Raw genomic sequence first — 12,540 nt, forward strand, 5'->3', positions numbered from 1 at the left:
TGAATGTGCCGAGGTCGACCAGGGCGAGAACGCCTGTCCATGACTGCGGAACTCATTGGTTCTCCGTCGCGAGAGTTGACTGGATGCCCGGGGCCACCACACGCCTCCCTATGCAGAGGCACGGTTAGGTGGAAACCCCTTGGTGCCCCGGGCTCTGTCAGTTTCGTTCGGCTCGCGGGGACGACAACACCTCGCTTGAGGGACATTGAGGGACACTCGTGGCAGAGTTCGGGACCATGAGTAATGTCCGCCTACGCAGCGCGATGAACGCGCTCGGACTCTCCCCCGCACGCCTTGGCGAAATGGTCGATGTGGACGCCAAGACCGTCGAGCGCTGGATCACTCAGGATCGGATCCCTAGACCCAAAGCGCGAGCCCGGGTCGCCGCCGAGCTGGGCAAGGACGAGACCTACTTCTGGCCCGTCCTTCTCGGCACCGACCATGCCGTCAGCCCCACTACCTCAGAGATCACCAGAGTCTGGCCCGCTCGCTCAGCCGTGCCATCGGACGTGTGGCAACGGCACCTGGACAACGCGCGGGAGCACATCGACGTGCTCGTCTACGCCGCCATGTTCCTTACGGACACCCACCGCCTTCCCGAGACACTCGCACGCCTGAGCAAGGCCGGCGGCAAGGCACGCATCCTCTTGGGCGATCCAACGAGCGATGTCCTCGTGCAGCGTGGGCTTGACGAAGGCATGCCGAACGTCCCTGGCAGGGCAGCGTCCGCATTCGAGTTCCTCGCGGCCTCGGCGTCACTGCCTGGCATCGAGATCCGCCTGCATGACACGGCCTTGTACGCCTCGCTGTACCGCTTCGACCAGACTCTCCTAGTCAACGTCCACAGCCACGGGCTACCGGCGAAGGACTCCCCTGTTCTCGAACTGGCCGATGTCCCTGGCGGTCATCTGCACAGTTACTACATGGGCGCGTTCGATCGCGTCTGGTCCAGCGCTCGACGGCCTGAATAGGCTGGACGACATGCCTCGGACGGACTGGCACGACGACCCAGCAGCCCCACCAGTGAACAGCCTGAAGCCAGCAGCAGCGGCGTTCATCGAGCACGACGACAAAATCCTGCTCATCCAACGCAGCGACAACGGCAAGTGGTCCATGCCTGGCGGCACGATGGAGTACGGCGAGAGCCTGACCACCTGTGTGGTTCGGGAAACACTGGAAGAGACCGGCATTCAGATCCAGTGCACCGGCATGGTCGGCGTTTTCACAGACCCGCTGCACCGCATCGAGTACGACAACGGCGAGGTACGTCAGCAGTTCGCCATCGTCTACCGGGCCGAGTACGTGGCCGGCGAACCAACCCGCAGCCCAGAGAGCCCTCGCGTCGAGTGGATCCCCCGGTCAGATGTTCTTGAGGTCACCATGGACCCAAGCCAGCGCATGAGGCTCGCTTGGGCGATGGATCACCCCGACACGGTTCGACTCGACCCTGCCTGATCGCCTCAAGCCTTCCGCCTAATCAGGCTTCCGACTCTCGCTGCGCCCTGGCGCTTGCCGAGTGGAAGTCCCACTCCGACTCCGCCATGACAGGGATGCTCTTGTCGCCCACGTAGTCGGCTAGGAGCGCCCGCAGTACGTCGCTCAACGTCTCGCCCTTGGTCTCCGCCTTGGCTTGCGCCGCCTCCCAGAGCTCATCAGAGCACCGGAACTGGCGCACCTTCGATGCTCCAACGTTGCGCCCGCCAGCGTCTCTCTTCGCCATGGTCGACATCATCCCAGACTCACCTCCTGAGCCTCGCCATCGAGTCGCCATCGTCTCTTCGCTTCGTCCACAGCCGCCCTGGCGCTCTGTACGTAGGTCTGGGAGTCGACAGATGGGTCCTTGGGTTTCTCCTCTACTGAGTCCTTGATCCCTCCTTGGTCCCCCTCTTCGAGGGGGTATAGGTCCCCCCGGTTATCGGGGGCTTCCGTGCCCCCTGAATCAAGGGGGATCGTCCCCCCGGTTTCGAGGGGGATGGTCCGGTGTCTCGCGAGGGTGTTTTCCACAGGTTGAGCCTCCAGCGTCAGCCGGTACTCGGCACGTTGTCCGGGCTTGCCATCGACCTCGCGGACGATGGCACCTTCCGTCAGCAACACCTTGACGGCGAGCCGTACCTGCTCTTGAGCCTTCTTCCCCGGCGCGGTCTTCGGGCCGTATCCGATAGCACCGGCAAGCGCGACATGCCCGCGGAAGTAGTAGCCGCGATCAACCCATCCGAAGTGCTCGGTCATCTTGCCTGCATCGAGCGTGTGCGCCGCCATGAAGACCAGCACCTTGTAGGGGTTTCCCGGGAGGTAACTCCAGTTCCGCACAGCCTCTGTCACCAACTCGATTCCCATGTCACCTCCTCCGGTTCGTCGTGTACGTTTGAAGGCGGGTGGGCGCTCACTACGCCTGAGCACCCACCCGCCATGCGTCTCAGTGCGAGAGCACGAATCCCTCCAGCACCGCCAGTAGCCGCAGGTCAATCTCCTGCTTCGGGGTCGCCTCACAGCGACGTGCGTGGATCGCCTGGAGCACGTCGAGCCGGTAGGACTTCTCCCCATCGGCGAGCCTTCGAAGCACGCGCCTCTGCCACGTGTCCGGCCAGCGGGAAGCGTCCGCCAGCATGTCCGCGATCGTGACTGCCGCGTCGATGTCCACGACGCCTCCGGCCTCGCTGGCGTCCTTCAACTCGTCGGCCAGATCTGGCATCGACAACACCGACCCGTAGTGCAGGGACATGTAGGCAGGCAGTCGTGCTGAGTCGTCCATCTCGACCTTGCTCCACATCTTCGAGCCCTTCACGCGGTCGCGGCGAGGAAGCCGTCCAGGTTGTCGACCCACGCCCGCAGAGCGTTGGCGTCGTCGGGGTGCGTAACCTCGCGCTCGATCTCCTCGCGGAGCTCGTCGGTGTCGAACTCGTTGCCGTGCGACAGCGCCGTCAGGTTGCGGCTCGTGTTGGCCGGCGAGTGCCAGTACGACGCGATCGTGCGGGCCGTCTGGTCACTGACCACCGAGCCCATCGCCCATGCGTACTCGATGTCGTCGTAGGTCTCCTTGGACGTGCCAAGTCGGTAGGTGTTCACGCTCGTCTTCATGGTGTTCCTCTCGAAGGTGACGTGCCTCTTCAGGTCGTGGGCCGTCACCCCGCGACGACGGATGCCTACGGAGCATCCGTTTCGGCTCATCGGCTCAGCACTGCCGCCCTGTGGTCGCTCGTTGAGTCGGAGCGCTCGCACAGGTCGCAAGTGCGGTAGGCGTTGTTCGGGCAGTCGTCACAGTCGTCACCACAGGCAAGGACGACGCGGTTCATCTCGACGGGCCACCGCTCACGCCACAGGTCGATCAGGTCTCCGGCGATGTCCTTGTAGCCCTCCCCGAACTCGCCGGACATCACGACGCACTCGCCGTTGGCGATGACGCAGGCACAGTCGTGGCAGATCTCGATCTCGTGTGCGACCGTGATTGGCTCAACCTCGGGCTTGTCGTCCTCGTCCATCAGGTCGAGACGCAGAGTCGAGTTCTCGACGCTCCAGACGTAGCCCTCGGGAGACTCGTCGTTCATGTGGTCAACAGCCCAGTCGGCCTCAAGGCGGATCGCCTCGACGTGCTCCGAGTCGTCCCACTGCTTCGTGGTGTGACGGATCATCTTGCGCATGTCTTCCTCCACCTCAAGCCCGAAGTAGGTGGCGGCGAAGTTGATGATCTGAATGTTGAAGTCGATGGCGTTCGTCGTGTTGCCGTCGACGTAAACCACGCCCTCGGCGTACGCAAAGTCAAAGGTCGTGCTCATGGTTGGTCCCTCTCGGTATTGGCAGGCTCATCAGCGGCGACATGCCAAGTCACCGGACAGGCACCTACGGAGTGCCTGTTTCGCCAGATCTACGATGTACGTACATCCTGCTAAAGCGAGCGGAACACGTGCACCGCTCCATTGCTCGCGTTCTCGACGGAGTAGTCGAACTCAAGGTCGGAGCTCCACCTACTCATGTCGATGTAGGGACGAAGGTGCTCGGGGATCTCGTCGTCGTATCCCATCTCGTCCCAAAGGTGTTCGGCGTAGTCATCGAACGATGACCACTCCCCGGCGTACCCCTCTTGAAACTCGGCAAGATCAGGAAGTCCGTCACCATCGACCGACCCGAGTCCCGTGCGGACATACGCCCGGAACGCGTCGTACTCCCATGGCATCAGTTCGCCGAACAGCGCACCCCACTTGCCAGCGGTCGACGGCGAGCACTCCCCCTCAATCGGGAGTTCGTGGTCCATCACCCACATCTCTTCATGCGGGCCGTAGATCTCCTCGCCAGAGACGTAGCCCGCCTCGTCGGTCGTGATCCCGCATGCAGCGTGGAGTCGCTTTGCAGTGATCCCGTCCGCAATGTCGGCGTTATACCACTCGCCCACCAACTTGCCGTCGTTGTAGCAGGCAAGGCAGCCGAGCCATACCTGCGGCATGACATCGGTTCGTACGGCAGCAATGGTCATCTTGTATCCCTCTCGGAAAGGCAAGCCCCTGTCGGACTTGCTCAGTGGATCGCCTAGGACTTGCACCTAGCCCGTCACGCTCGCCGAAAGAGAGAGGCTCTTCGGGTCATCGCACAATCGGCGCTCTTGCTGGCTCCGATCCTCGACCGTTTCATCTCGTCACGTTCTGAACGGGCTCATAATCCCGGTCTCTCACTACCGGGCGTTTCTGCCGTCGACTCTGGCGATTCCGTTTCCGCTTGCTACGCGAGAGGGAGACCCCTACCGATCGCGCATCGCTCACGATTGCGAGCGTGCAACGTAGTCCGTACCTACGTACCTAATCCTTTGTCGACGCGAGAGTTCCGCGCCTACCACGTGACCACTATTGAGTTCTCAAGTCTTGCCCTGTCATGCGAGCCGCTTTCGGCCTTTCGGCCCGTCCCGTTCTCGCTGACAGGAAAGAACACTAGAGGATGTACGTACATCCATGCAAGTCGAACGCGAGGATTAGTTCTCCGGATCAGCAATAACCGCAGATCAGACGGCAGAAAAAAGTTTGGAAGAGTCGCTCTTGCATGCCCCTCTAACGGCCCATCGGGGCATGCACAAAGCAATCCTCCACACGCTCCTTGTGTGGCCCACAGAACGGCATGCACGCGCTCTCATGCCTGCCTCCATCGGCCCCATAGGCACGCACTCACGGGGTACGCCACGGTGCATGCCCTGGATAGTCCACAAGTTCACTCGACAATGCACAGCTCGCAGCCGGCATGCTCCATTGACTAGTAAGTCGACTGGGTATAGGGGTATGACCCCTTCACGCGAGCAGCCCCCACCGCCCCGTCATAGCGTCAAAGATTCCGCCACAGTTTTGAAGTCGATGAGACTGCGCAGGTTTCCGGGCCTCAAAGACGCGAAACGCCCCTCAGGGCCTATTTCTAGGCTCCAAGGGGCGCTTTCGTCAGTTTCGCTTCCGGTCGTATCTCTGTTTTCTGGCTTCCGCTCCAGCCGGCCTCCACGAGCCACGCTGGCCGTTGAATGGCCTCTGTGGGCGTCCCATGGACGACATGGTGGCGTCATCGCAGGCGTCGCACTTGCGCGGCGTCCAGGGGAACGGCACCACGACGGTATCGCCGCAATAGGGGCATGCGATCCCCTTCGGTTCGTCACTCATCGGCATCTCCGAGGTTGGCGAGAAGGACGGTTCGCAGCCGCCGAACAGAGTGCAGCTCGCCCTTATCCATCTTGGCGTGACAACCCCGACAACGGGGCGCGTAGTGCTCCTCGTGAGGACAGTACGGGGAACGGTTGCCCTTGGCTCGCGCGTAGGAGTCGATCGGGAGGCGCTCCTCGGAGCAGCCGCGGACGTAGGACCAGTCAGCAGCCTGTCCACCGCAGTCGATGCACTCGTGATCGCCAGCGGCTCCGCGCTCGCTCTTCACCCGAAGGTGCATAGCGGCGTAGGTCGGCTCAGGAGTCCATCGAGGGTTCGTTCCTGCGCTCATGCGGCACTTGACGCAGCAGGTGTTCCTGCGACTCTCGCGCCGCAGGTCGTCCTGCCGAACAGTGCTGTCCTGGCCGCAGTTTGAGCACGACACATGCCATCTGCGCCGATGAGTGTTGCCGTTCCTGACAGCCTCAGCCTCACTCAGCACGGTAAGCACCCCGTACTGCTCGCCAACTTGGATGGGAGGCAGTCTCCGGCGCTGTCCCCTCATTCGGTGCCGTAGCTCGCGGTCGCGGTGACCTCGAACTCGACACTGACGCCGAAAGCCTTGCCGTTCGCCTCTTCGATCTGGAAGGGCTCGGTCTTGGTCACCTTGGCGTCCTGCACGAAGCCGACGTTTTGCACGAAGCCACCACGCTTGGTGATCTCAGCGCACTCCCGCTCGGCCTTCTCGCTCAGCTCGTTGATCGAGAAGGGAACCACCGACGGGTGACTCGACCGACTATGCACAGCCAGACGACCGCGCAGCACTGCAGTGTCACCGTCGATGCTCGCGACCTCCGAGACGCCGATCTCGTGCTGAACGTAGACGCCAAGCGTCTCCACGAAGGCACCCGTTGCAGGGTCATACGACTGTCCCATCGAGTCCAGGGACTGACCGAGCACACGGGCGAGGCCGGCAGCGGAGGGGTGAGCGATAAACGGCTTGGACAGGATCCAGCCATCAGACGAGAACCCGAGACCCGGCTGCTTGAAGTCCTTGCCCTGATACTTGAGCGAGGGGACGGTGAACAGCCCGACCTTCCGCGTCGTACGCGACTCGAACAGCGACTTCAGCGCCTTGCGGGTTGGCTCAACGCCACCGTAGAACTCAAGCCACACGCCACCGCTGGCGTGGCCGTAGCCAGTGTGCTCGACAGGACCATGCCGCTTCACCAAAACGGCAGGGTTGCCGTCCTTGATCTGCTCGGGGTCGGTGGTGATTACAGCCGCGCGTGGGATGCCGAGTCCATCGGCGTCCTCAAGGACAGCGACAACGAAGTCAGCGATCTCCGTCGTCCACGAATCCATCTCGGCGAGGAGGACGGCCTGCTCCTTGGCGGCGCGCTCTGCTCGCCACTCATCGAGGATCTCCTCGAAGTAGATGTTGATGACCTCATTGCGCGAGAGAGTGCCGCCGTTGATGTAGTCGGCCTTTGCCTTCGCCATACGCGGCGAGAGGGTGTTCTTCGTCATTCTGGTGTTCTCCTGTTCAGTTGGTGATGGTGCGGTGAGTGCGGACGGTGAAGGGATGTGATCCCCGACGCCGCTGTTTAGCGTTGAAGGCACTGGGAAGGGCCTGGAGATGGAACGAGCCGGCAGGGTGTTCCCAGCGCTCTCCTGGAGCCGCTAGAAGGCCGTTGGATCGAAGGTCGGCCTGAATCTCAGGCGGGACCTGCTTGTACTGGGTTGGTGTCACTTGGTGTTGTTCTCCTTTTCAGTTGGTGATGTGTCTTGGCAGCACGGATCCACGGACTCGCCAAAGGCGGATCCGTAATGCGTGACGTTCGATCAGTGGAGGGAAACTAGAAGACAAAGACGAAGATCTAGGTCCTAGTCCTTCTTCTCCTCCACTGCCAGCAAGAGCAACGGAGCGCGAGCATGAGTCCGCCGAAGGCGCTTCATGGGTCGCTCAGCGCTAGGAGTCGCTTGCCGAACCCGTCGCGGAACGGCTCGCACGCTCGCCTACGCTCCGGGTTTTATAAGTGCCCGTTTTTGTGCCCGTTTTTTCGGGCACGCTTACGCCGCTGGGCTCGCGGCGTCTTCCCAGAATGAGTCTGACCAGAAGAGCACGCGACGGTAGATCCGTCCTGGCGTCCGCTCCCCCACTTGCATCGGGGTCTCTCCTGCTGCGACCCAGCCCTTACTCATGGCTACCTTCATGTAGCCCGCTCCGGTGTCGCGCTTGATGCCGTACGACTCGGTGGCGCTCTTCATCGTGCGGCTGGGCTGGAGGAAGTAGTACGCCACGAAGTCTCGCGCCTTCTCCTCGCGCCTCGACAGCCCCGTGATTGCGTGCAGGCGCGAGTGCCACGCGTCCGTGAACGCCTGCTGCCCAGTGTCGATCGAGTCGGCCGGCCTGGGCCTCAGCAACCGAGCGTTCGCCTCCTCCGCGGCGTACGTGGCGTAGAGCCACTGCCACATGTCGGTCGCGCCGTTGGTCACTCGTCACCGTCCGCTGCCATGACGAACGTGTGAGCAGCGTCCAGGAGCCGCTTCTGCTTCCACTCGCGGATCCGCTCGACCAGATACGGAGCAATCGTCGTATCGCCGTCCTCATAGCGTCGTACGAGCTTGTCTCTGGCTTCCTGCCACGGGTCGAACTTCGTCATGCAGCCTCCCTCTTCTGTCGTTGGCGCTCCCACTTCTTCTGTAGCTGGTCCTTCGCCAACCGTTTGGCCTCTATGGCCTTGGGCGGCTCGTACTCGGTCCTGGTCCAGTCGGGCGGCTCGTAGCCCTCGGGTTGTACTTGGCTCACAGTCGGTGACTCACTTCCTTTCTTGGTTAGCGAACAAGTGATTGCTTTGGCAATGAGGGCACGGCAGGGCTACCCCTGAACAGGAGTAAGGAACGGGCATAGCCCTGCCGTGCATTCGGCTCGCGTCGCGGTGCGAGCCTGTTCCGCATTCAACGCTGGCGAGGCAGAACCAGCGGCGCGGAAGATCTGGGAAGATGTTGGGGCTTGCGCTCCAACAAGAAGAACAATACTTGGCACTAGCGACAGTTTCCGTGACTACCGGAATCACACACGTGCAGATGCTCTTCTGCGGCAGGATTTCCCGCCAACAAGAAGAACGCTATCATCCGCCACCGACAGATTTTATAGACTGCCGTAATGGACGCCAGGATAGAACATCGCCCGGCGGCGTCCCCACCGACAAGATGAACTCTATCTTTCACAGTCGACAGAACCCGGCCTGCCAGCACGCGCTGTGCGCCCTAGTCGCCTGGAACTCGGCAGGATCAGGCTTCGGGAATGGGCTCGCCCCGCAGGTGAGCCGCCATGGCTTCTCGACAGTCTTCAACCGAGTCATGAAAGGCGTCAAACTCCCCACGAAGACCTTTGGCTCCAGTCGCGCCGTCCTTCTCCGCCGCTTTACGCATCGCTTGGCCGGCATCGACACCCATTGACAGCAACTCCTGGGTCGCATCGGCCAACGAAGGAGCAATGAGAGCGATCTCAGATTGAATCTGAAGAATCTCGCCCGCGTACTTCTCTACTGCGGCATCCATCTTTTCCACAACCGTCGAAGAGTCTTCAAAACAAGACCGCGCAAGTTCGAGTCGATACTCGTAGTGGGCCGCAAGGTACTTGGAAAAGAGCTCACGCGTGGTCTCAGCGAAGATGGCATCACGCTCGGCCTTCTCGCGTCGGATCGCCTGCTTCTGCTCCCACTCGAACCGTTTGGCGCTCGCCTTGTCGGTTGCCCGAACGGTGAGCATCTGCGCCAGGATCGCGCCGCCGGCACCGACAGCAGAGGCGAGTACAGCAGCAACAGCAGCGACGACGGCAGCGACTACAACGACTTGGGTCTCGTCCACGGTCCGAATCCTTCGGCGAGACGCTGAGCGCCACTCACCGAGCGAGATCGCGTCCCCAACGTTGGGTAGCCACACTACGGAGGTCCCTGTCCTCTCAGTGGCTCGTAGGACACCATGCTGGGACATGAGCACAGAACTCTGGGCGATCATCGGCGTGGTTATCGGCGCACTCGCCACAGGCGGGATGAGCCTCCTCCAGACCATCCTCCAGCGGCGCTCGTCCCGCGCCGAGGCTGAACGTGCGTGGGAACGTCAAGCGCAGGATCGGCTCTTCGAGGCGAAACGGACTGCCCATGCCGCGTTCATGGACGAAGTCCACATCGTTGCGGACCAAGTCCATCAGATGCGATTGAGTAGGCAGCGAGGCGATGTGTCTAGTGACGATGCGGAATGGGGTGAAGCTGGCAGAGGCTTGATTCGCCTACAGTCTCAGGTGCAGGTCTACGGATCGCCTGAGAGTGCCCGTGCCGCCAAGGAGGCCGTGGTCGCCGTCAACGCAATGATTCACTCAGAAGCTCCACAGAGGGCGCGCGAGCAGATAGAAGTCTTTTTTCGTGCAATGCGCGTGTATCTGATACTGATGCGAGTCGATTTGGGCATCGATACAGACAAGGTCGTCACTGACGACCTTATGCTCGAACTCCGGAGCGTAGGGGCCATGGCATACGAGGATCTACGACAAGGCGTCGAAGGATCTCGTAAAGATTCACCGAGGCGAGCCTGACGCGTTGAGTGATGCCACCCTCGATGCACGTACCGCGATGCGCGTTGTGTTCGCCTACTTGATCGACTCCCAGAGGCTCGCAAGATCCTCCCGGATCTCCGGATCAGCGGTGATCGTCTCCAACAGATCCGCCGGCATGACGACACGTTCGCCGTCAACGGCGATCCCGAACGGCTTCTGCGTGTGAACGATCTTCTTGTCCAGAGCAAGCCCTCGTCCAGGCACCACCGCCCAAGTGCCGGCGAGGCGAAGCAGTTCACAACGCTCTAGGTCGTCAGACGACTCCCACAGGTCACCCCAAGTCTCCCCAGTGGGTACGAGCTTCGTGACGCGCTCGGTGGGCATCGCCTCGGCCTCGCGGACGGCTCGTTTGGCGGCTCGAACGGCCTGGTACGCCTCGTCCTCCTCGGCATCGTCCACGGCCGCTGTGAGCGCCTTCTGAGCCTCGATCAGGGCCACCTTGGCGCGAGAGATCGCCTCCAGCCGTACGGCACTCTCCTCGATGGTCTGGTGCTCGACGTGCTCGCGCTGTCCGTACAGCCTGAGGAACGTTTCCTCGATGTACGGATTCACTCGGTGCTCCGCAATCGAGACGCCCGGATCACCCTTGGCGTGCTTCTTCCTGATGCAAGCAAGTGCAGTCTTGCTCGGTCGCTTGTCGGTGTGGTGGCGATACAGCCTCTCCCCACAGACGCCGCAGGTCATCCCGGAGCCGTAGCCCTTGGCAACCTCCCACGCCTTCAACTTGCGGCTCTCCAGCATCTCCCGCAGCGCCATCCACTCGGCCATCGTCAATAGAGCCATGTCGGGGTCGATCAGTGGCGTGCCGTCGACCATGAGCACGCCCTCACTGGCTCGACTCAGCCGATACGCCTCCCGCCCGGTGCTGGTCGTGTAGATCTCGTAGTCGTGGTCTGGCGTCATTCCTGCCAGTCGTGGGTTGTGTAGCAGGTGCTTGAAGCCGGACATCGAGACCGGCAGGGCAGCCTTCGCCTCTTCGTACGTCTTACCGTTGATGACCGCCATCACCGCATCGCGCAGCGCTTCAGCGGGCGAGAGACGGAACGGGATCCGAACCTCGTGGTCTGGTCGGATCACCAGCCCCCTGCCGTTGGGGTTTTTGATGGCGACGAAGCCGTACGGAGCAGAGCCGACAGCGTGACGCCCCTCCTTCTTCATCACCTCAAGTGACTGCCGGCGACGCTCACCGATCAGTCGTGCCTCGAACTCTGCGATGGCAGCGAGAACGGTCAGGATCAACTTGCCACTGTTGCTCTTGGTGTCGATGTCGTCGTCGGCGAATGTGATGGTCGCTCCGGTCTCCTCCACGAAGCGAACCAGTCCCAGCAGATCCTCGACGTTCCGCGCGGCTCGGTCGATCTTCGTCACCAGCACGCGGTCGCCTTGCTTCAGCTCGCGAAAGAGCCGTCCGCCCTCGGGGCGATCTCGAAACGCAACCTTGCTCCCCGATACCGACCTGTCCTCATACCAGGCGATCTTGTCGGGGTCGCCGTCATCCCCAAGAACCTTCTTGGTCAGCCGATCACGCTGCTTGGTGATCGAAGCCGACGCTTCGGTGTCAAGACTGATTCGCACGTAGGCTCGGTCTGTCATTCGCCCTCCCCAGACTTCATGGAGCAACGATGCTAGAACGCAAACCGGAGATCGACTTCGTCGACCCGACCCCTCCGACCGACCTCGTCATCAAGGACATCACCATCGGTGACGGCGACGAGGCCACCGAGCGCGACCGCGTCTCGGTCCACTACGTCGGCGTGGCGCTGTCCACCGGCGAGGAGTTCGACGCGTCCTACAACCGCGGCGAGCCGCTCGACTTCCGCGTCGGCATCGGCCAGGTCATCCAGGGCTGGGACCAGGGCATCCTCGGCATGAAGGTCGGCGGCCGCCGCCAGCTCGTCATCCCGCCCCACCTGGGCTACGGCGACCGCGGCGCCGGCGGCGCGATCAAGCCCGGCGAGACCCTGATCTTCGTCTGCGACCTGGTCAAGGTCGAGAAGTAAGCAGTTCGTACGCAGCGAGGCGGTGACCCTTCGGGGTCACCGCCTCGCTCCCATTTCCGCCTACCAGGGGACGTCGAAGTCGGCCTCGTCGGAGACCCGGGCCGCCTGGCCGGCGTACTCGACGACGTCACCGAGTCGAAGCTGGCGGCCGCGGCGGAGCTCGATCTCGCCGTTGACCTTCACCTCGCCGGCAACGATCGCCGGTCGGGCCTCGGAACCGGCCTCGACCAGGTTGGCCAGCTTCAGGAACTGACCGAGCCGGATGACCTCGTCGGAGATGGGTACGTCGAAAGGCTCACTCACGATGCCATCCTCC

At 62.3% G+C, this 12,540-nt stretch carries 16 protein-coding genes; 4 read left to right on the forward strand and 12 right to left on the reverse strand.

All coding sequences use genetic code 11. The features are described 5' to 3' along the window. Window positions 1-236: 236 nt before the first annotated feature. Both IEY84_RS07135 and IEY84_RS07140 read left to right on the forward strand, forming a co-directional pair. Window positions 237-971 (forward strand): helix-turn-helix domain-containing protein, encoded by a 735-nt coding sequence (locus tag IEY84_RS07135; protein WP_183543745.1) that lies wholly within the window; start codon window positions 237-239, stop codon window positions 969-971. A 52-nt stretch (window positions 972-1,023) separates the two neighbouring features. Next, a complete protein-coding gene (locus tag IEY84_RS07140) occupies window positions 1,024-1,455 on the forward strand; it encodes an NUDIX hydrolase (protein ID WP_229788423.1) in 432 nt (143 codons plus the stop codon). Between the two features lie 22 nt (window positions 1,456-1,477). On the opposite strand, the gene IEY84_RS07145 is transcribed toward IEY84_RS07140, so the two are convergent. From IEY84_RS07145 to IEY84_RS07190, 10 genes are all read right to left on the reverse strand, one after another. Next, window positions 1,478-1,720: a hypothetical protein gene (locus IEY84_RS07145; RefSeq protein ID WP_183543749.1), complete on the reverse strand. Its 243-nt coding sequence runs from the start codon at window positions 1,718-1,720 to the stop codon at window positions 1,478-1,480. Window positions 1,721-1,728: 8 nt separating this feature from the next. Then, window positions 1,729-2,337 carry a hypothetical protein gene (locus tag IEY84_RS07150; RefSeq protein ID WP_183543751.1) on the reverse strand — a complete coding sequence of 203 codons (609 nt, stop codon included), beginning with the start codon at window positions 2,335-2,337 and terminating at the stop codon, window positions 1,729-1,731. Between the two features lie 79 nt (window positions 2,338-2,416). Beyond that, window positions 2,417-2,770, reverse strand: coding sequence for a hypothetical protein (locus tag IEY84_RS07155; protein ID WP_183543753.1), 354 nt, complete (start codon window positions 2,768-2,770; stop codon window positions 2,417-2,419). An 11-nt stretch (window positions 2,771-2,781) separates the two neighbouring features. Beyond that, entirely contained in the window at window positions 2,782-3,078 is a 297-nt protein-coding gene (locus tag IEY84_RS07160; RefSeq protein ID WP_183543755.1) for a hypothetical protein, read from the reverse strand. 86 nt (window positions 3,079-3,164) lie between these two features. Then, on the reverse strand, window positions 3,165-3,773 hold the full coding sequence (locus tag IEY84_RS07165) for a hypothetical protein (RefSeq protein ID WP_183543757.1): 609 nt from the start codon (window positions 3,771-3,773) through the stop codon (window positions 3,165-3,167). A gap of 110 nt (window positions 3,774-3,883) precedes the next feature. Continuing rightward, window positions 3,884-4,468, reverse strand: a complete 585-nt coding sequence (locus tag IEY84_RS07170) for an antirestriction protein ArdA (protein ID WP_183543759.1) — start codon at window positions 4,466-4,468, stop codon at window positions 3,884-3,886. A gap of 1,696 nt (window positions 4,469-6,164) precedes the next feature. After that, a complete protein-coding gene (locus IEY84_RS07175; protein WP_183543761.1) occupies window positions 6,165-7,133 on the reverse strand; it encodes a hypothetical protein in 969 nt (322 codons plus the stop codon). 543 nt (window positions 7,134-7,676) lie between these two features. Continuing rightward, window positions 7,677-8,102: a hypothetical protein gene (locus tag IEY84_RS07180; protein WP_183543763.1), complete on the reverse strand. Its 426-nt coding sequence runs from the start codon at window positions 8,100-8,102 to the stop codon at window positions 7,677-7,679. Continuing rightward, entirely contained in the window at window positions 8,099-8,269 is a 171-nt protein-coding gene (locus IEY84_RS07185) for a hypothetical protein (protein ID WP_183543765.1), read from the reverse strand. Before IEY84_RS07185 ends, IEY84_RS07180 begins: the two co-directional genes overlap by 4 nt. Window positions 8,270-8,900: 631 nt before the next feature. Continuing rightward, on the reverse strand, window positions 8,901-9,479 hold the full coding sequence (locus IEY84_RS07190) for a hypothetical protein (RefSeq protein ID WP_183543767.1): 579 nt from the start codon (window positions 9,477-9,479) through the stop codon (window positions 8,901-8,903). A 124-nt stretch (window positions 9,480-9,603) separates the two neighbouring features. Between IEY84_RS07190 and IEY84_RS07195 the strand changes: the two genes are divergently transcribed. Beyond that, window positions 9,604-10,203: a hypothetical protein gene (locus tag IEY84_RS07195; protein ID WP_183543769.1), complete on the forward strand. Its 600-nt coding sequence runs from the start codon at window positions 9,604-9,606 to the stop codon at window positions 10,201-10,203. A gap of 54 nt (window positions 10,204-10,257) precedes the next feature. Here IEY84_RS07195 and IEY84_RS07200 read toward each other — a convergent pair whose 3' ends face one another. Beyond that, window positions 10,258-11,844 carry a recombinase family protein gene (locus IEY84_RS07200; RefSeq protein ID WP_183543771.1) on the reverse strand — a complete coding sequence of 529 codons (1,587 nt, stop codon included), beginning with the start codon at window positions 11,842-11,844 and terminating at the stop codon, window positions 10,258-10,260. Window positions 11,845-11,846: 2 nt separating this feature from the next. On the opposite strand from IEY84_RS07200, the gene IEY84_RS07205 reads away from it, so the two are divergent. Further along, entirely contained in the window at window positions 11,847-12,224 is a 378-nt protein-coding gene (locus IEY84_RS07205) for an FKBP-type peptidyl-prolyl cis-trans isomerase (RefSeq protein ID WP_183543773.1), read from the forward strand. Window positions 12,225-12,284: 60 nt separating this feature from the next. Here IEY84_RS07205 and IEY84_RS07210 read toward each other — a convergent pair whose 3' ends face one another. Continuing rightward, the gene (locus IEY84_RS07210) at window positions 12,285-12,527 is read right to left on the reverse strand and encodes an RNA-binding S4 domain-containing protein (protein WP_183543775.1); all 243 of its coding nucleotides are present in this window, start codon (window positions 12,525-12,527) and stop codon (window positions 12,285-12,287) included. Window positions 12,528-12,540 lie beyond the last annotated feature (13 nt).

Source organism: Nocardioides albus (assembly GCF_014648255.1).
Lineage (GTDB): Bacteria > Actinomycetota > Actinomycetes > Propionibacteriales > Nocardioidaceae > Nocardioides > Nocardioides albus.